The following is a 17,072-nucleotide window of genomic DNA, read 5'->3' on the forward strand; positions in this document are numbered from 1 at the left end:
CGCATCGTTGCCGCGCGCCCACAACTTGAGACGTGGCCGGGAGTTCGCGGGACGAGCACGGCAGGAATGCGGACGGTGCGCCGACGGAACCGGCCGGCACCGAAGGACGCGATGCGGCGGCTCGTTCACCGCGCCGCAACGAGTTGCATCCACATTGCAGACGCGAACCGATCGAGGCGATAGTGCCGTCATGACCCCAGGCAGCCCCGCCCTCGCCGTGCGAGGATTGACGAAGTGTTTCGAACGGCCAGCGGTCGATGCACTCGACCTCGTGGTGCGCTCGGGCGAATTCTATGCACTGGTCGGCCCGAACGGCGCCGGCAAGACGACGACGCTGCGCATGGTCGCGGGCCTGCTGCGCCCGGATGCCGGGTGGATCGAGATCTTCGGCATCGATGCGCTGCGCGACCCGATCGCGGCCAAGCAGGTGATGGCCTGGGTCTCCGACGAGCCCATGATCTACGACAAGCTCACGCCGCTCGAATATCTCGAGTTCGTCGCCGGACTGTGGGGCATCGATCCCGCGACCTCGAGTAACGCGGCAACCGAACTTCTGGCCTCGCTCGGGCTGGAGCCGCATCTGCACGAGCGCTGCGAAGGCTTTTCCAAGGGCATGCGCCAGAAGGTGGCGCTCGCCGGCGCGCTGATCCACGACCCGCGGCTGATCATCCTGGACGAGCCGCTGACGGGCCTGGATGCGGTGTCGGCGCGGCACGTCAAGGGCCTGCTCGCCGAGCGCGTCCGCCGCGGCGGCACGGTGATCATGACCACGCACATTCTCGAAGTCGCCGAGCGCATGGCCGACCGGATCGGCGTGATCGCCGCCGGGCGCGTCGTCGCCGAGGGCACTCTCGCCGAGCTGCGCCAGCAGAACGGACGCACCGACACCAGCCTGGAGGAGCTGTTCATCGCGCTGGTCGACGTCGAGTCCGCGGCATGACGCGGGCGGCGACGCTCGCCTGGTTCGCCCGTCACGAGCTCAGGCTCGCCTGGCGGGAATGGCTCGGCATGATCACGGCCGGCAGGCGCCGCCGCACGCGGGCCGCCGTCATCGGTCTCGTGCTGTTCGGCGCCCTCATGCATCTGCCGGCCTGGGTCGTAGTCGGTCGCTACGCCGATCTCGAGCTGCCGCTCGACAAGACCGCGCTGATCGTCATCACCGCGACCATCATGCTGTCCTGGGCGCTGATGCTGTCGCAGGCGATCGAATCCGTCACCCGCGTGTTCTACGCGCGCGCCGACCTCGATCTCATCATGTCGTCGCCGGTGCGGTTGGCCGAGATCTTCTCCGTTCGGATCGCGGCGATCGCGCTCTCCGTGACCAGCATGGCGCTGCTGCTCGCGACGCCCTTCGTCGACGTGCTGCTGATCGAGGGCGGCGCACGCTGGCTCGCGGCGTTCGTCGTGGTCGCGGCCGTCGGCCTGTCGGCGGCGGCGATCGCCATTGCGATCACGATCGTCCTGTTCCGCCTGATTGGCCCGGCGCGAACGCGGCTGGTCGCCCAGATCCTGGCCGCCGTGATCGGCGCCGGCTTCGTCATCGTGCTGCAGATCGCCGCGATCGTGTCCTACGGCACGCTGTCGCGCTTCGCCGTGCTCACCTCGGATGCCGCAGCCGCCATCGCGCCCGATCCCGACAGCATCCTTTGGCTGCCGGCCCGCGCGGCGCTCGGCGACGGCCAGGCGCTGCTGATCCTGCTGGCCGCGGGCCTGCTGTTGCTCGGCGTCGTCATGGCGGTGTTCTCGCCGCGCTTCGCCGACACCGCGATCAGCGCCGCGGCCCAGGGCATCTCCAGCCGCGCCGGCGCACGCGTCAGGTCGTTTCGGGGCGGCTCGCAGCAGCAGGCGCTGCGGCGCAAGGAGTTCCTGCTGCTGCGGCGCGATCCCTGGCTGATCTCGCAGACGCTGATGCAACTGCTCTATCTGGTGCCTCCGGCGCTGCTGCTGTGGCGCAGCTACTCCGACAGCTCGCAGGCGGTGTTCCTGATCACGCCGGTCGTCGTGATGGCGGCGGGCCAGCTCGCGGGCGGCCTCGCCTGGCTCACCATCTCCGGCGAGGACGCGCCCGAACTGGTGGCGACGGCGCCGCTGCCGGCGACGCGCATCGTGCGCGCCAAGGTCGAGGTCGTGCTGATCACGATCGCGGTGATCTTCGCGCCTCTCGTGCTCGCGCTCGGCTGGGTCGCGCCGGCGCAGGCGGTGATCACGGCCGTTGCCGTTCTGGTCGCGACCGTCTCCTCCACGGCCATCCAGCTCTGGTTCCGGATCCAGGCGCGGCGCAGCCAGTTCCGCCGCCGCCAGACCTCGTCGCGGCTGGCGACCTTTGCCGAGGCGTTCTCCTCGATCGGCTGGGCGGCGACCGCTGCACTGGCGCTCGCGCTGCCCGAGGCTGCCATCGTCTGCGGCCTGATGACCGCGGGCCTCTTGCTCGCAGCCTGGAAGCTGAGGCCGGCACGAACCTGAAGCGTTCAGCGCAGCACCTCCATCACGGCGGCGGCGAACGCCGCCGGCTCTTCCTGCGGCAAATTGTGGCCGGCCCGCGCGATCACGCGATGGCCGATCCGGTTGCTGAACTTCGCAGCATGCGCCTGACCGTCCGTTGCCGGGATCACGCCGTCGGCGTCGCCATCGAGCGTGATCGTGGGCACGGTGATGACGGGCAGGGTCGCCAGTCGCCGCTCCAGCCCCTGATAGCGCGGATCCCCATCGGCCAGCCCGTAGCGATGGCGATAGCTGTGGATCACGACGTCGACGTGATCGGGATTGTCGAACGCCTCCGCCGCGCGCGCGAAGGTCGCGTCGTCGAAGCGCCAGTGCGGCGACCATTGCTGCCACAGCAGCCGGGCGATCTCGGCGCGGTGGGCGGCAAGCCCGGCGCGGCCGCGCTCGGTCTGGAAGTACCATTGATACCAGAACGCGAACTCGCGCGGCACCGGCGCCGGCTCCAATGCCCGCGCAATGTCCTGGATCAGATAGCCGTTCACGGAGACCAGGCCCGTACAGCGCTCGGGCCACAGCGCCGCGCCGACGCAAGCCGCGCGGCCCCCCCAATCATAGCCGGCGAACACCGCGCGCGGGGCCGCCAGCGCATCCATCAGCGCGATCAGGTCGGCGCCAATCGCAGCCTGCTGCCCCGAGCGCGGCGTCGATGCGTCGCGGAACCGCGTCGGGCCATAGCCGCGCACATAGGGGACGATGACGCGGCAGCCATGAGCTGCAAGGCGCGGCGCGACCTCGACGTAGGAGTGGATGTCGTAGGGATAGCCGTGCAGCAGGATGACGACGGGGCCGTCGGCCGGCCCGCTCTCGAAATAGGCGATGCGGAGCACGCCTGCATCGATCTCCCGCAGCGGCCCCAACACCCGATCCGTCATGCCATGCTCCCGCAACGTTGCGCCGCCCTGTCCAGCCGGACGTCGCGCCGAGGATAGTTCTGATCCGGATTCCTCGCTACACTCACACGCGCTGTTGAAGAGGAACCGCCATGCTGCGCCCGCTGGTCTCGCTGCTTGCCGTCCTGGTCGCGTTCGCATCGCCCGCTGTGGCGCAATCGGGGCCGCGCACCAGCGAGTGCCTGGCGATGGCCAGCGCCCCGCCGCGCGCCACGCCCGTCAGCTTGCGCCGGACGGCGGCGGCCGGCAACGAGGTGACGATCACCTATGCCGGCCACTCGACCTACTTCATCGACACGCCGATGGGCATCCGCATCGCCACCGACTACAGCGGCGCCTATCAGGTCGGACGGCTGCCCGACGTGATCACCATGAACCGGGCGCATTCGACGCACTACACGCTGGCGCCCGATCCGCGCATCCCGCACGTGCTGCGCGGCTGGGGCGACGACGGCAAGCCGGCCCAGATCTTCGAGCGGATCGGCGACGTGCTGATCCGCAACATCACCACCGACATCCGCCGCTATTTCAGCGATTCCATCGGCGCCGACATGATCAAGGACGGCAACTCGATCTTCATCTTCGAGGTCGCCGGCCTGTGCATCGGCCATCTCGGCCATTTGCACGTCAAGCTGGACGAGACGCATTTCGCCGCGATCGGCCGGCTCGACGTGGTGATGGTGCCGATCGACGGCACCTACACGATGTCGCTCGACGGCATCTCGGAGATCACCAAGCGGCTGCGCGCCTCCGTGGTGCTGCCGATGCACCGCTTCGCGACGCCGCTCGACGAGTTCATGCGCAAGATCGGCCAGCAGTTCGAGATCGACCGCCGCGCCGAGCGCAGCTTGAAGATGTCGCGCGAGCTGCTGCCACAGGTCCCGACCGTGATCATCCTCGACGGGGTCTAAGCGCCCGCGAGGCTGGTGCCGCGGCGGCCTTCCGGCGTCAGGAACATGCGCTTGAGCTTGTTGATCACGCGCACCGCGAGGCCGAGCAGGTAGGGCTGCGTCTTCAGGCAGAAGGCGAGCTTCTTGACGTGGCCCTCGACATGCCATTTGGCATGGGCGCCGTCGCGGAAGAAGATCACGTCGCCCGGCCCATAGCGCTTCGCCGGCATGCCCTCGCTCTCCAGCACGATCGCGCCTTCGAGGATCAGGATCGTCTCGTCGAAATCGTAGTACCAGTTGAACTTGCCCTCGGTGCAATGCCAGACGATGGTCGAGCCCAGCCCGTCGCTGCTGCGCGCGATGGTGCAGGAGGTCGCGGTCGGACTGCCCTCGATGATCCAGGACGGCTCGATCGGAGCGGGCGCCAGGTCGACGGCGAGATTGGCGGTTTCGATCAAGGACGGGGACATCTTGGACCTCAAATGCATCGGATTGAAATGACCGGCTGAACGGCGGCGTGAGCCCGCGACCGTAGCCGATTGCACCTAATGGCTGCTTTCCGAAGTCGTTAAGATTTGAACCGATCGCCGCGACCAGCCGTCGCATCACAAACACGCAAGCGCTATAAACTCCACGCGAACGCCGCAATTTGTTCGCGGCCTCGCCAAACCTGCTGATCTACTGTTTGACCGCACTGCAAGATGCGGACAGGCTTCCCGCTGGTCGCCCTGCCCATCCTGAGTTGTGCCGTCGCCTTTAAAGATTTGCCGCCTTCGCAGAGATAAGGATTTCCCAGGATGCGCCGACTGAGCCTCGCACTCGCCCTCACGCTGTCCGCCGCCACCCTTGCAACCGCCAGCCTCGTCATGGCGGGCGAAACGCCCGCCCCCGACAACGCCAAGGCCTACTTCATCAACCTGAAGGACGGCGACACCGTCTCCTCGCCGGTCCTGATCCGCTTCGGCCTGTCCGGCATGGGCGTTGCCCCGTCCGGCACCGAGGCCCCCAACACCGGCCACCACCACCTGCTGATCGACGCGCCCGCTCTCGAGGGCGACTCGCTCAACGAGGCGATCCCGGTCGATGCCGGCCACGTGCATTTCGGCAAGGGCCAGACCGAAGCCTCGGTCAATCTCACGCCGGGCAAGCACACCTTGCAGCTCGTGCTCGGCGACTGGAGCCACATCCCGCACAACAAGCCGGTCATGTCGGAGCGGATCACGATCGACGTGCAGGCCACCACCGGCAGCGCCAAGCAGTAGGCACGTTCGGCCGACGACGACACCGCCGCGAGCATCGCTCGCGGCTCGTTTCGGGCCGGTGCACGCGTGACGCCGGCCCGTCATGCGTCAGGCCCACTCGCCCTTGCGGAACACCGGCACGCGACGACCATCTTCATGGAGGCCGTCGATGTCGGTGTCGGCCGCGCCGATCATCCAGTCGATGTGGATCAGGCTTCGGTTGCCGCCCTGGGCGGCGATCTGCTCCGGCGACAGCGAGGTGCCGTTGATGAAGCATTTCGAGTAGCACTGGCCGAGCGCGATGTGCGAGGCGGCGTTCTCGTCGAACAGCGTGTTGTAGAACAACAGGCCGCTCTTGGAGATCGGCGAGGAGTGCGGCACCAGCGCGACCTCGCCGAGCCGGCGCGCGCCCTCGTCGGTGTCGAGCACCTTGTTCAGGACCTCCTCGCCCTTCGAGGCCCTGGCCTCGACGATGCGGCCCTCCTCGAACCTGACCTGGATGTTGTCGATCAGCGTGCCCTGATAGGACAGCGGCTTGGAGCTGACGACGTGACCCGACACACGGCGGCAATGCGGCGTCGTGAACACTTCCTCGGTCGGAATGTTGGCATTGCAGGTGATGCCGTTCTTGGCGGTCGAGGCGCCGCCCTCCCATTCGTGGTCGTCGGCGAGACCGATCGTCAGGTCCATGCCGGGTCCGGTGTAATGCAGCGCGCTGAAGCGCTGGCCGTTGAGCCACCCGGTGCGCTCGCGCAGCACCGCGTTGTGGCGCTCCCAGGCGGACACGGCATCCTCGCGATCGACGCGCGACGCGGCGAAGATCGCATCGGCGAGCTTCGCCACCGCGACCTCCTCTGGCACGTCCGGGAAAACCAGCTTGGCCCAGGACGGGCTCGGATAGGCGATGATGTTCCAGTTGGTCTCGAAATTGGTGATCTTCTCCAGCGCCGGCTGGTAGGCCTTGGAGTTCGCCTTGCTGGCACGTGCCACCTTGGCCGGATCCTGTCCCGACAGCAGCATCGGATTGTCGCCGACGATGGCGAGCCGCGCCGTATTCTCAGAGAATGCCTTGGCCATGCCCTGGTAGAGCCAGTCGGCGGCGCGATCGAAGCTGTTGTCATGACCGAAACGGTAGCGCGCCAGGGTCAGCTCCTCGTCGGAGAAGAACGAGGTCACGATTCCCGCACCGGCCTTGTAGGCGTGCTCGGCGACCTTGCGCACCAGCGGCAGCGCCACCGACGGCGCGGTCAGCAGCAGATCCTGACCCGGCTGCAATTGCAGGCCAACCTTCACCGCCACCTCGGCCAGGCGGTCGAGCTTGACGGGATCGATGGCGGCATCGAAGTTGCGCGGATGTGCGGTCATCAGGGTATCCAGTTCCGTTTCTTTGCGGTGTTGAAGAGATAGGCCAATCGAGAAGGGGGTCAATGGGAAAGGGGCTTCCGTGCCGCGTTGTCATCGCTCGCCGTATCCTCCGCTGTCTTCCCGGCGAACGCCGGGATCCATACTCCGCGGCGTCTGTGATGATGCGCGGCTGTGGCTCCAGCTCGGTCCAGCGCAGGCTTCGGTGTTTATGGGTTCCCGCTTTCGCGGGGACGACACGGGAGTATTCGGTGGGCCTGTCACCTTATCACTGCGTCATCGCTGCGCGGGATGGCCACGAAGTTTGCCGGCGTGGCAGCTCATCCTCGCACCCGCTTTCGCGTCCGAGTATTGCTCTTGCAGTCACCCTCTCCAAAGCGAGGGTGCAGGGAAGGCCGGACCTCGACTGAGGCCCGTGGCCCGCCTGCTCAAAAAATGCAGGCGGCAGGTACCACAGGTCCAGCCGGACGATCCGGCCCTCCCTGCGCGATGGCTTTAACGGCTGCTTCGCATTCTCCCCGGTGCGCCGGGCTTTCTGGTCACCGTCACCCACGCGGCGCCGTTGGCGCCGGCGCAGGCTTGATACTGGCATCGGAGTATCAGGACCACGCGACTTGACCGTGCGAGCCGATGTTGTTCGTCCGCGCGAATGACCACGCTGCAAACCGGCCCGCCCATCACATCCCACCTCCACGCTTCGTGACGACCGCGCAGCGCCCCTCGTCGATGAGGCGGGACAGCGACAAACAATCATGATTTTCCGAAATTGCCAAGCGGGATATTTTTTCTGCCGGGACTGGACAGCCCAAATCAGCCTGAACTTGCTCGTGAAATCGGATTCCGGACGCAGCGGCGATCGGGCGTATCTGACGCCTCGACAGGCTTGTCCGATCTCGGCGTGAGGGGCATGAGTCGCCCGACGAGCGGCATTCTTGATCGCGTCAGTCCTCGGCGCGCAGCCCATCACCATCGACGTACCAGTCGGCGCGGGACGCCCAATGCACGTGGCGATCGGGAACGGCGCCGAGCGGCTCATCGAAGCCTCCGGCGGGAATGATCGCCTCGCCGCCGCTGCGCGTCAGATGTGGCATCGGGCTGCCGCAAGTGCTGCAGAAGGCGGTGGCGAAACTGCGCGCCCGGGGCAAGTCGAACCGCGTGACGTTCGCCTCGCCGCGCAGCCAGCGCAGCGCCGACGCCTTGACGATGACCTCACAGGAGTGCGCCGTGCCGCTGGCCTTGCGACAGCGCGAGCAATGGCAATTGAGGAATTTGTCGAACGGCCCGTCGACCTCGAAGCCGACCTGGCCGCAGAGGCAGCTGCCGCGGAACGTGGTCATGACGATCTCCTGTCGTGGTCTGGAATGGAATGTCCAAGAGCGCCGCACGCGTGGAGGATGTTACTTGTCCTGATTGCTTATCCTGATTGCATCCTTGCAGCTATCAGGACGACTGAAGGCCAGCTGCGGTCGCCGCGCTGTTAGTCGGTAGTCTGACCTTCCCAAAGCGGAACATTCATTTGTTGTGAGTCATCCTCGACGTCGAGAGTCAATCATTCCGAATGATTTGGAACCAGTCTGAGCGGGCAGCGCCGTCCCGCATTTGCATGGCTCAGGGGTGATTCGGTCACCTTGAAGACATGTTTAGACGTTGATTGGCGCGCGGCAGGGGGATTTCACAGCGTACAGGAGTCCTCCGAATGTACCGCGTTGTTATTGTCGTCGCCGCATTGCTGGCTCTCTCCGTTCAAGCCGAGGCGCGTCCTCGTCACCATCATCATCACTACTCGCACCGTCACCACTCCTACATGAACGCGATGGCCTCGATTCCCGGCGAAGGTCGCGTCGTCGGCGGCCGCCCATCGGGATGTCCGCATGCCTTTTGCGGCTGCGAAGCGTCGCTATACACGTTCGGCCGGGTCGTTCCCGAGCTGAATCTCGCATCGAACTGGCGTCGCTTTCCGCGCGCAGCTCCCGCACCGGGAATGGCTGCCGTCCGGTCCGGCCACGTCATGATCCTGCAGCAGCAGGTCGCCGGCAACATCTGGTATGTGCATGACGGCAATTCCGGCGGCCACGTCACCCGCGAACATCCCCGCTCGATCGCCGGCTACACGATCGTGAACCCGAATGGCGGTTCCGCGATGTTCGGCGCGGCGGCTCGTGTCACGCGCGAGGCCCGTGCGCCGAGCTACCAGCGGCTCGCCCGCAACACGCGGCCGGACGGCTGGATGGCCAGCGCGGCGCCGATGGCCTTCAACTAGGTCCTTCATAGCTTCGCGACGCGGCCTGCGGCATCCGGATCGAATGCTGCAGGCCGCGTCGTCTAGCCTGCGCGCGCGTCCGCTGGCAGCACCAGTAACAAGCGGAACCGCTCACAGCGCGCCAAGGGCGGGCGCCAGGATCACACAGGCCAGCAGCGCCAGGGCCGCAGCGCTGCAGCGATAGCCGAGCGACGCCGGCACGACATGCCCGAGGCCGCAGCGCAGCGTCGCGCCGAGCACGATCCAGGCTCCTCCGATCGTCGCAGTCGAGAGTCCGAGCACGACCAAGAACGGCCATAGGCTCGCCGCATCGCCTTCCGGCGGCAGCAAGGTGAAAGCGAAGATGATGGCCTTTGGATTGAACAGCGTCGTGATGAACACGCCGCGCAGGGTGACCGGCGCCGCATCGCTTGCGCTGCTGCTGCTGCCGTGGCGCCAGAGCGCGGCAGCGAGGTGCAGCAGATAGAGCACGACCACGACACGGAGAGCCTGTCCGACCAGCGGCGCGGTCGCGACGAGCGGACCGAGCGTGATGCGCAGCGTCGCGATCGCGAGCAGATAGCCGGCAAGCTCGGCGAGCAGCAGATGAACGGAGGCGCGCACGCCACGACTCGCACCGGCAGTGGCGAGCAGCGTATTCGTTGGGCCGGGCGTAACGAGCAGCGCTGCGCCCGCCGCACCGAAGGTCAGGATATCCATGACCGCATCAAGCACGCGCGCCATGCGCTGGCCTTGACGCGCGTCAACGTCCGGCGCCGCGGGCTGCGGTCCCGTTTTCCGGAACGGCTCGTATGTCGGCTTCATTGCGGACGGTGGTCGGCCGCGCCGCATGATAGGATCGTATGGCAGCATGCAGGGCGACTGATTGACTTGGCTCTCGTGCAAACTAAGGTTCGCGGCGCCGGAAGTGGAACAGCGCCTGATCATCGCACCGTTCGAACGCGTAGCATCGATGGTCGGCGCGCAAGGATCGGAAGACAGATGACGTTGGCGATGAGCTGGGACGAGTGGGCCCGGCATGATGGCATGGCGCTGGCGGCGCGCGTTCGCAGCGGCGAGCTGACGGCGGCGGAGCTGGCAAGGCAGGCCGCCGAGGCAATCGCAAAAGTCGATCCCGCGCTGTCCGGCGTGGTCGAGGTCTTCGCCGATGCCGTGGAAGATCCGGGCAAGGCCGGCGCCGATCTCGCAGGCCCCTTCGCCGGCCTGCCGTTCCTGATGAAGGATCTCGGGCCGACGATGGCCGGACGGCTGCAGGAGCAGGGCTCGCTGTTCATGCGCGGCAACCGTCCCGCCGCCGACACGCACCTGACGGCGAAGATGCGCAAGGCCGGCCTCAATCTGATGGGCCGCACCACGACGCCGGAGTTCGGCGTCTGCAGCTCGGCCGAGAACCCGGCCGTCTACGTCACGCGCAACCCGTGGAATACCGACTACACGACCTGCGGCTCGTCGGCGGGCAGCGCGGCGATGGTCGCCGCCGGCGTCGTGCCGATCGCCCATGCGACCGACGGCGGCGGCTCGATCCGCATTCCCGCCGGCGTCAACGGCAATATCGGGCTGAAGGTCTCGCGCGGCGTGTTTTCGATCGCGCCGCATCTGTCGGATCTAAGCGGCCTGGTCTCGATCCAGGGCTGCCAGTCGCGCAGCGTGCGCGACACCGCGGCATTCGTCGATCATTGCCGCGGCGGCGCGCCCGGCGAGTTCATGCCGTATTGGACCACGCCGGAGCCCTATGTCGAGTTGATCAAGCGCGATCCCGGCAAGCTCAGGATCGCGCTGTCGCATCAATGGGGCGACTACCGCGCCACGCCGCATATTGCTTCTGAGCTGGAGCGTGTGGGCAAAATCCTCGAGGGCCTCGGCCACCACATCGGCTACGCGCTGCCCGACGTCGATTACCGCCAGGCGTTCGCGGCGCAGACCACCTGCTACATCTCGAACTTCGCGATCGTCATCAACAACCTGCTCGCGGCGCGCAAGCTCGGGCGGCCGCCGGCCGACCTGATCGAGCCGATCAACATCCGGATCTGGGAAGCGGGCAAGGGCACCAGCTTCGCCGAGCGTGCGGCGATGCAGGCGGTGTTCAATACGACGTCGCGCGCCTTCGGCGCGTTCTTCGAGGACTGGGACATCATCCTGACGCCGATCACGGCACTGCCGACGCCGAAGATCGGTACCACCGAATACCTGACCATCAGCGACAATCCCGACGTGCTCGACTGGTTCGAGAATCTGTGGCGCAACTTCGCCTTCACGCCCCTCGCCAACCTCTGCGGCGTCCCGGCGATCTCGCTGCCGCTCGCCACCAATGAGCACGGCCTGCCGCTCGGCATCCAGGCGATCGGCAAGCAGGCCGACGACGGCCTGCTGCTGCAGCTCGCGGCCCAGATCGAGCGCGCGATCGGCGGTCAATGGAACGGCGGCGCGACGCCGGCCGTGCATGTGACCAGCAAGTGAGCGACTCACGCGCCTGATCCTGATGACATGATCGGCTGCGCCGGGCGTGGACAAGGCGCTCGCATTTCCGGCAATCTTGCATTTCCGACCATCAGGCGCGCCCGATGAACATCCTGCTGCTCAATCCCAACATCCGCTCCGACATCACCGACCTGATGCTGCAGGTCGGCCGCGACGCCGCCGCGCCCGGCACGACCCTGATCCCCTGCACCGCGCCGCGCGGTGTGCCCTATATCGCGACCCGCGCGGAGGCGCAGATCGGCGGCGCCGTCGCGCTGGAGATGCTGGCGGAGCGCAACGGCAGCTTCGACGCCGCGATCATCGCCGCATTCGGCGATCCCGGCCTGTTCGCGGCCCGCGAGCTGTTCGACGTGCCGGTGATCGGGCTTGCCGAGGCGGCGATGCTGACCGCCTGCATGGCCGGACGCCGCTTCGCCATCGTCACCTTCGCGCAGGCGCTGGGTCCCTGGTACGAGGAGTGCGTGCGCATGCACGGCCTGATGGAGCGCTGCGCCGGCATCCGCATGCTCGACGGCAGCTTCAAGCAGATCTCCGACGTGCAGCACGAGAAGGAAGAGCTGCTGGTCGAGCTGGCGCTGCGCGCGGTGGAGGAGAACGAGGCCGACGTGCTGATCTTCGCCGGCGCACCGCTCTCCGGGCTCGCGGCCCGCGTCGCGCACCGCATTCCCGTGCCCGTGGTCGATCAGGTGATCGCCGCGGTGAAGCAGGCCGAGGCACTGCTGGCGTTGAAGATGCGCAAGGCCACCGCCGGCACCTTCCGCCGCCCGGCCGCGAAGCCGACGACGGGCCTGACGGAAGCGCTCGCGGCGCGGCTGGAGCATCGCGACGGGTAGTTGGGCCGTGTGAGTCGCAACGCTCTCTCCCCACGTCATTCCGGGACGCTGTCGGCGCGAGCCCGGAATGACGTGGGGAGAGAGCGAGCCAGATCTTGTTAGCTGCGAGCTCGGGCGAACCCCGTCATACTCCCATACCCCCACTTCCTCTTCTGTACACAAGCCGCCTTCGTTGCCTGAAAAGGCGGCACGCTTCTTGCTTTTTCATATCAGTTGAGCAGGAAGCCCATGGCCAGCGTATCGGAAGCCAAGTCGCTCGTTCTGGATCGGATCACCCACCGCTTCGCCAGCGGCACGATGGCCGTATCCGATATCAATCTCGACGTGAAAGGCGGCGAGATCATCGCCCTGCTCGGCCCGTCCGGCTGCGGCAAGACAACCTTGCTGCGCATCATCGCCGGCTTCATCGGCCAGAGCGAGGGGCGCGTCATCATCGGCAACGACGTCGTCGATGCGCTGCCGCCCAACCGGCGCGCGGTCGGCATCGTGTTCCAGAACTACGCGCTGTTCCCGCATCTCTCGATCACCGAGAATGTCGGCTACGGCCTCGCCGCGCGCGGCGTCGACAAGGCCACGCGCAATAGGGAGGCGCAGCGGCTGCTCGACATGGTGCAGCTCGGCCCGTTCGGTGAGCGGCTGCCGCGGCAATTGTCGGGCGGCCAGCAACAGCGCGTGGCCCTGGCTCGCGCGCTCGCGATCAAACCGTCGATCCTGCTGCTCGACGAGCCGTTCGCCGCGCTCGACAAGAATTTGCGGTTGGACATGCAGATCGAGGTCAAGCGGCTGCAGCGCATGGCCGGGATCACAACTTTGATCGTGACCCACGACCAGGAGGAGGCGCTGTCGATGGCCGACCGCGTCGCCGTTCTGAGCCATGGTCATCTCGAGCAGTTCGGCACGCCCTCCGAGATCTACGATCAGCCGCAGACGCTGTTCGTGAACAGCTTCGTCGGCACCGCGAACAAGATGAAGGGGACGGTGATCGCGACCGACGCTGATAGCGTCAAGGTCGGCCTCGAGGCCGGCGGCGAGATCATCGCGCGCGCCCCCACCCCGGTACGTGCCTCAGACAAGGTCACCGTGTGCCTGCGTCCCGAGCATCTCACCTTCGTCAGCGACGACACCGGCTTTGCCGGCGAGATCGGCATGGCGCTGCCGCTCGGCGCGACCGTGGTCCATGAGATCAAGGCCAGCGACGGCTCGAGCATCAAGATTTCGCAGGCCCGCACCGGCGACACGCCACTGCGCGATGCCGGCGCGCCGGTGCGGGTCGCACCGATCGCACCCGGCCTCGCCACCGTCTTCCCGCAATAGACCAACAGACACATCGGAGTGAAACATGATGCTTGATCGCCGCCGGCTCCTGACCAGCGCCTTGACGCTGGGAGCCATGCACGCCTTCCCGGGCCTGAGCCTCGCGCAGGCGCGGCCGCTGGTGTTCGCGACCTTCACCGGCAGTTGGGAGGAGGCGCACAAGGCGGTCCTGGTGCCGGCGTTCCGCAAGGCCAATGCCGATGCCGCCATCGTGCTCGACCCGATGCTGTCGGTCGATCAGATCGCCAAGGTCAATGCGGCCAAGGCCAATCCGCCGATCGACGTCATGCTGCACGATCCGGGTCCGGCGCTGGTCGCGATCGGCCAGGATCTCGTCGATCCGTTCCCGGCCGACAAGAGCGCGTACTTCAAGGACCTGATTCCGGAAGCGCAGGACGCGATGGGCCCGGCGCCGTTCTTCCAGGTCGTCGGCCTCACCTACAATCCAGAGACGGTGAAGACGCCGCCAACTTCCTGGGCCGACCTGTGGAAGCCCGAGTTCAAGGGCAAGGTCGGCATCACCAATCTGAACTCGACGCTCGGCACCGGCTGGCTGGTCGAGATCGCGCGCATGCGCGGCGGCTCCGAGGCCAATGTCGACGAGGGCTTCAAGGCGCTGGAGGAGCTGAAGCCGAACCTCGCCGCGGTCGCCGCCAATCCCGGCGCCCTGGCGACCCTGTTCCAGCAAGGCCAGATCGACATCTCGCCCGGCAATTTCAACGCCATCCAGATCCTGAAAGCGCGTGGCGTGCCGGTCGAGTTCGTGGCGCCCAAGGAAGGCGCCATCGCCTTCAAGACCACGATCCACATCGTCAAGAACTCGCCGAACAAGGAGCTCGCCTTCAAGCTGATCGAGGCGGCGCTGTCGCCGGAAGTGCAGACCACGCTGATGAACTCGCCCTATCTGATCGTGCCGACCAACACCAAGGTGGCCATGACCGGCGAGATCGCCAAGGTGCTGGCCAAGGACACCGCGGAGCTGAAGAAGAAGTTCGTGTTCCAGGACTGGAAGAAGATCAACGAGCAGCGCGCGTCCTGGATCGAGAAGTTCAATCGCGACATCAAGATCTAGCCATGAAGAGCGCCACGACCGCACCGGGAGACGTGACCAGCTTCAGCCTGGGGCTTGCGCTGCCCCTCGCTGCTGCGTTCGCGATCTTCTTCGTGCTGCCGTTGGCGCAACTGCTCTATCTCTCGCTGCACAACGACACCGCCGCGACGGTGTGGGGGCTCGGCCAGTACATCAAGTTCCTGACCGATCCCTTCAGCCTCGCCGTGCTCGGCTCGACCTTGCTGCTCGGCGCCGAGGTGACGCTCGCCTGCCTCGTGCTCGGCTATCCCATTGCCTGGCTGTACCAGCGCTCCGGCAGCCGGATGCAGACCCTGATCATCATGATCGTGCTGCTGCCCCTGCTCACCAGCGTCGTCGTCCGCACCTTTGCCTGGATCGTGATCCTCGGGCGGCAGGGCATCATCAACTCCGTGCTGCAATCGCTCGGCCTGATCGGCACGCCGCTGCGCATGATCTACACCCAGGGCGGACTGATCGCGGCGCTGGCGCAGGTGCAGATGCCGCTGATGGTGCTGCCACTGATCACCGCGATCGGCCGCATCGATCCCAATCTTTCCGACGCCTCGGCCTCACTCGGCGCCGGAAGCTGGCGCACCTTCGTCAAGGTGATGCTGCCGCTGTCGATGCCCGGCATCATCGCCGGCTGCACCCTGACCTATGCGGCTGCGATCACCGCCTTCATCACGCAGTCCCTGGTCGGCGGCGGGCAGATGCTGTTCATGCCGATGTATCTCTACCAGCAGGCCTCGACCCTGCAGAACTGGCCGTTCGCCGCGGCGATCTCGATCATCTTCCTGTTCGCGGTGCTGGCGATCGTCGCGCTGTTCTCGACACTCGGCCGCCGTGCTCGCGGCTACGGAGACGCGCGATGAGCGGCCGGCAGCGGAACTGGGAAGCGCTGAGCTTCCAGATCGTGATGACGGTCATCGCCGTGCTGGCGCTCATCCTGATCGTGTCGCCGTCGCTGGTCGTGGTGATCGTCTCGTTCACCTCGGGCTTCTCGCTGAAATTCCCGCCACCGGGCTATTCGACGCGATGGTATGTCGAATTGTGGAACGCTTGGCAGCTGCAGTTCGCAGCACGCAACAGCGTCGTCGTCGCACTGTGGTCGACGGGCCTGTCGGTCGTGCTCGGGGTCGCCGCGGCACTGGCGATCTCGCGCTCGAAGACGCTCACGGCGAAGCTCCTGGACTCGTTGTTCATGTCGCCGCTGGTACTGCCGGCACTCGCCTTCGGCCTGGCGGCGCTGATGTTCTTCTCGCTGATCGGCCTGCCGGTGTCGCTGCTGACGCTGGTGATCGGCCACACCATCGTCTGCGTGCCCTATGTCGTGCGTAACACCGTTGCCGCGCTGGCGCAGCTCGAGCCGACCCTGCTCGAAAGCTCGGCGATCCTCGGCGCCAGCAGGCTCTATACTTTCCGCCGCATCGTGCTGCCGCTGATCCGCCCCGGCATCATCTCCGGTGCGTTCATCGCCTTCATGTCGTCGTTCGACAACGTGCCGGTGTCGCTGTTCCTGCGCGATGCCGCCACCGACATGCTGCCGATCCGGATGTGGCAGGACCTCGAAGGCAGGCTCGACGTCACCATCGCCGCGCTGTCGAGCGTGCTGATCATTGGCACTATCGCGCTGATGGCGATCATGGAGCGCGCCACCGGCCTGTCGAAGCGGCTGACGGGCTGATCAATCCGACAGCGTCGCAAGGAGCTGAATAGTTGCGATTTGGCCGTCATTCCGGGGCAATCACCAATGCGACGGCGCGAAGCGGCGGCGCGTTGACGATTGAACCCGGAATGACGGTGGTCATGGCGTAGTAGGATTCATCCACTCGCTGCGACGAGCCCGCCGCAGGCGGGCGTCTCGAAGGACGGCCACACGCTCTAAGCGCCACGGAAGATCGAATAGCCCCAGGGGGTGAATTTCAGCGGCAGGTGAAAGTGCTCCTCGACCTTGTCGATCGCGAAGCGAAACGGCACTGTGGTGAGGAATTTCGTCTGAGCGCCAACCCCGAAGAACTCGCCGACATGAAACAGCACCTCATACTCGCCGGCGATAACGCCGTCGCCCTTGACGACCGGCGCCTGCAAGGTGCCGTCGGCGCCGAGCTGTCCCTCCGCGAGCAGCGTGCGATCGGGCGTCACGCGCCAGATCGCGACGCGCAGGCCACGCGCGGGGCGCCCGTTCGCCACGTCAACCGCATGAACCGAGATTCCACCGGCCATTTCGTGC

General features: G+C 66.6%; 17 protein-coding genes. 11 read left to right on the forward strand and 6 right to left on the reverse strand.

Annotation, left to right across the window (positions count from 1 at the left end; genetic code table 11):
- Positions 1 to 190 precede the first annotated feature (190 nt).
- Entirely contained in the window at positions 191 to 940 is a 750-nt protein-coding gene (locus QX051_RS06835; protein ID WP_315775556.1) for an ABC transporter ATP-binding protein, read from the forward strand.
- On the forward strand, positions 937 to 2,463 hold the full coding sequence (locus QX051_RS06840; protein WP_315775557.1) for a permease: 1,527 nt from the start codon (positions 937 to 939) through the stop codon (positions 2,461 to 2,463). Before QX051_RS06835 ends, QX051_RS06840 begins: the two co-directional genes overlap by 4 nt.
- Before the next feature lie 5 nt (positions 2,464 to 2,468).
- On the opposite strand, the gene QX051_RS06845 is transcribed toward QX051_RS06840, so the two are convergent.
- Positions 2,469 to 3,374, reverse strand: a complete 906-nt coding sequence (locus QX051_RS06845; protein ID WP_315775558.1) for an alpha/beta hydrolase — start codon at positions 3,372 to 3,374, stop codon at positions 2,469 to 2,471.
- 110 nt (positions 3,375 to 3,484) lie between these two features.
- Between QX051_RS06845 and QX051_RS06850 the strand changes: the two genes are divergently transcribed.
- Entirely contained in the window at positions 3,485 to 4,303 is an 819-nt protein-coding gene (locus QX051_RS06850; RefSeq protein WP_315775559.1) for an MBL fold metallo-hydrolase, read from the forward strand.
- Here QX051_RS06850 and QX051_RS06855 read toward each other — a convergent pair.
- Positions 4,300 to 4,752 carry a cupin domain-containing protein gene (locus QX051_RS06855; RefSeq protein WP_315734852.1) on the reverse strand — a complete coding sequence of 151 codons (453 nt, stop codon included), beginning with the start codon at positions 4,750 to 4,752 and terminating at the stop codon, positions 4,300 to 4,302. The two genes, QX051_RS06850 and QX051_RS06855, sit on opposite strands and share 4 nt — an antisense overlap.
- Before the next feature lie 327 nt (positions 4,753 to 5,079).
- Here QX051_RS06855 and QX051_RS06860 point away from each other — a divergent pair, with 327 nt between their 5' ends.
- Positions 5,080 to 5,544 carry a DUF4399 domain-containing protein gene (locus QX051_RS06860; protein ID WP_315734855.1) on the forward strand — a complete coding sequence of 155 codons (465 nt, stop codon included), beginning with the start codon at positions 5,080 to 5,082 and terminating at the stop codon, positions 5,542 to 5,544.
- 87 nt (positions 5,545 to 5,631) lie between these two features.
- On the opposite strand, the gene QX051_RS06865 is transcribed toward QX051_RS06860, so the two are convergent.
- Entirely contained in the window at positions 5,632 to 6,888 is a 1,257-nt protein-coding gene (locus QX051_RS06865; RefSeq protein WP_315734857.1) for an aminopeptidase, read from the reverse strand.
- Positions 6,889 to 7,826: 938 nt separating this feature from the next.
- Positions 7,827 to 8,222, reverse strand: a complete 396-nt coding sequence (locus QX051_RS06870; protein ID WP_315775560.1) for a GFA family protein — start codon at positions 8,220 to 8,222, stop codon at positions 7,827 to 7,829.
- Between the two features lie 359 nt (positions 8,223 to 8,581).
- Here QX051_RS06870 and QX051_RS06875 point away from each other — a divergent pair, with 359 nt between their 5' ends.
- Positions 8,582 to 9,145, forward strand: coding sequence for a hypothetical protein (locus QX051_RS06875; protein ID WP_315734861.1), 564 nt, complete (start codon positions 8,582 to 8,584; stop codon positions 9,143 to 9,145).
- 111 nt (positions 9,146 to 9,256) lie between these two features.
- Here the strand turns inward: QX051_RS06875 and QX051_RS06880 are convergent, their stop codons facing one another.
- Positions 9,257 to 9,844 carry a LysE family transporter gene (locus tag QX051_RS06880; protein ID WP_315772663.1) on the reverse strand — a complete coding sequence of 196 codons (588 nt, stop codon included), beginning with the start codon at positions 9,842 to 9,844 and terminating at the stop codon, positions 9,257 to 9,259.
- A gap of 282 nt (positions 9,845 to 10,126) precedes the next feature.
- Here QX051_RS06880 and QX051_RS06885 point away from each other — a divergent pair, with 282 nt between their 5' ends.
- From QX051_RS06885 to QX051_RS06910, 6 genes are all read left to right on the forward strand, one after another.
- Positions 10,127 to 11,602 carry an amidase gene (locus tag QX051_RS06885; protein WP_315753663.1) on the forward strand — a complete coding sequence of 492 codons (1,476 nt, stop codon included), beginning with the start codon at positions 10,127 to 10,129 and terminating at the stop codon, positions 11,600 to 11,602.
- A 104-nt stretch (positions 11,603 to 11,706) separates the two neighbouring features.
- The gene (locus QX051_RS06890; RefSeq protein WP_315775561.1) at positions 11,707 to 12,456 is read left to right on the forward strand and encodes an aspartate/glutamate racemase family protein; all 750 of its coding nucleotides are present in this window, start codon (positions 11,707 to 11,709) and stop codon (positions 12,454 to 12,456) included.
- 228 nt (positions 12,457 to 12,684) lie between these two features.
- Positions 12,685 to 13,770, forward strand: a complete 1,086-nt coding sequence (locus tag QX051_RS06895) for an ABC transporter ATP-binding protein (RefSeq protein WP_315734869.1) — start codon at positions 12,685 to 12,687, stop codon at positions 13,768 to 13,770.
- 25 nt (positions 13,771 to 13,795) lie between these two features.
- Complete coding sequence (locus QX051_RS06900; protein WP_315772671.1) at positions 13,796 to 14,842, forward strand: ABC transporter substrate-binding protein; 1,047 nt, start codon at positions 13,796 to 13,798, stop codon at positions 14,840 to 14,842.
- A gap of 2 nt (positions 14,843 to 14,844) precedes the next feature.
- A complete protein-coding gene (locus QX051_RS06905) occupies positions 14,845 to 15,714 on the forward strand; it encodes an ABC transporter permease (protein ID WP_315775562.1) in 870 nt (289 codons plus the stop codon).
- Complete coding sequence (locus QX051_RS06910; RefSeq protein WP_315775563.1) at positions 15,711 to 16,526, forward strand: ABC transporter permease; 816 nt, start codon at positions 15,711 to 15,713, stop codon at positions 16,524 to 16,526. Before QX051_RS06905 ends, QX051_RS06910 begins: the two co-directional genes overlap by 4 nt.
- A 197-nt stretch (positions 16,527 to 16,723) precedes the next feature.
- Here the strand turns inward: QX051_RS06910 and QX051_RS06915 are convergent, their stop codons facing one another.
- On the reverse strand, positions 16,724 to 17,065 hold the full coding sequence (locus QX051_RS06915) for a hydroxyisourate hydrolase (RefSeq protein WP_315772685.1): 342 nt from the start codon (positions 17,063 to 17,065) through the stop codon (positions 16,724 to 16,726).
- Positions 17,066 to 17,072: the final 7 nt, after the last annotated feature.

It is taken from the genome of Bradyrhizobium sp. SZCCHNR1053 (genome assembly GCF_032381235.1).
In the GTDB taxonomy this organism is placed as follows: domain Bacteria; phylum Pseudomonadota; class Alphaproteobacteria; order Rhizobiales; family Xanthobacteraceae; genus Bradyrhizobium.

Excerpts from the sequence above, each read along its gene's own strand:
- QX051_RS06845 (WP_315775558.1), bottom strand. The coding sequence starts at position 3,374 with ATGACGGATCGGGTGTTGGGGCCGCTGCGGGAGATCGATGCAGGCGTG.
- QX051_RS06915 (WP_315772685.1), bottom strand. The coding sequence starts at position 17,065 with ATGGCCGGTGGAATCTCGGTTCATGCGGTTGACGTGGCGAACGGGCGC.
- QX051_RS06850 (WP_315775559.1), top strand. The coding sequence starts at position 3,485 with ATGCTGCGCCCGCTGGTCTCGCTGCTTGCCGTCCTGGTCGCGTTCGCA.
- QX051_RS06875 (WP_315734861.1), top strand. The coding sequence starts at position 8,582 with ATGTACCGCGTTGTTATTGTCGTCGCCGCATTGCTGGCTCTCTCCGTT.
- QX051_RS06910 (WP_315775563.1), top strand. The coding sequence starts at position 15,711 with ATGAGCGGCCGGCAGCGGAACTGGGAAGCGCTGAGCTTCCAGATCGTG.
- QX051_RS06855 (WP_315734852.1), bottom strand. The coding sequence starts at position 4,752 with ATGTCCCCGTCCTTGATCGAAACCGCCAATCTCGCCGTCGACCTGGCG.
- QX051_RS06880 (WP_315772663.1), bottom strand. The coding sequence starts at position 9,844 with ATGGATATCCTGACCTTCGGTGCGGCGGGCGCAGCGCTGCTCGTTACG.
- QX051_RS06885 (WP_315753663.1), top strand. The coding sequence starts at position 10,127 with ATGACGTTGGCGATGAGCTGGGACGAGTGGGCCCGGCATGATGGCATG.
- QX051_RS06895 (WP_315734869.1), top strand. The coding sequence starts at position 12,685 with ATGGCCAGCGTATCGGAAGCCAAGTCGCTCGTTCTGGATCGGATCACC.
- QX051_RS06890 (WP_315775561.1), top strand. The coding sequence starts at position 11,707 with ATGAACATCCTGCTGCTCAATCCCAACATCCGCTCCGACATCACCGAC.
- QX051_RS06870 (WP_315775560.1), bottom strand. The coding sequence starts at position 8,222 with ATGACCACGTTCCGCGGCAGCTGCCTCTGCGGCCAGGTCGGCTTCGAG.
- QX051_RS06900 (WP_315772671.1), top strand. The coding sequence starts at position 13,796 with ATGATGCTTGATCGCCGCCGGCTCCTGACCAGCGCCTTGACGCTGGGA.
- QX051_RS06860 (WP_315734855.1), top strand. The coding sequence starts at position 5,080 with ATGCGCCGACTGAGCCTCGCACTCGCCCTCACGCTGTCCGCCGCCACC.
- QX051_RS06835 (WP_315775556.1), top strand. The coding sequence starts at position 191 with ATGACCCCAGGCAGCCCCGCCCTCGCCGTGCGAGGATTGACGAAGTGT.
- QX051_RS06865 (WP_315734857.1), bottom strand. The coding sequence starts at position 6,888 with ATGACCGCACATCCGCGCAACTTCGATGCCGCCATCGATCCCGTCAAG.
- QX051_RS06905 (WP_315775562.1), top strand. The coding sequence starts at position 14,845 with ATGAAGAGCGCCACGACCGCACCGGGAGACGTGACCAGCTTCAGCCTG.
- QX051_RS06840 (WP_315775557.1), top strand. The coding sequence starts at position 937 with ATGACGCGGGCGGCGACGCTCGCCTGGTTCGCCCGTCACGAGCTCAGG.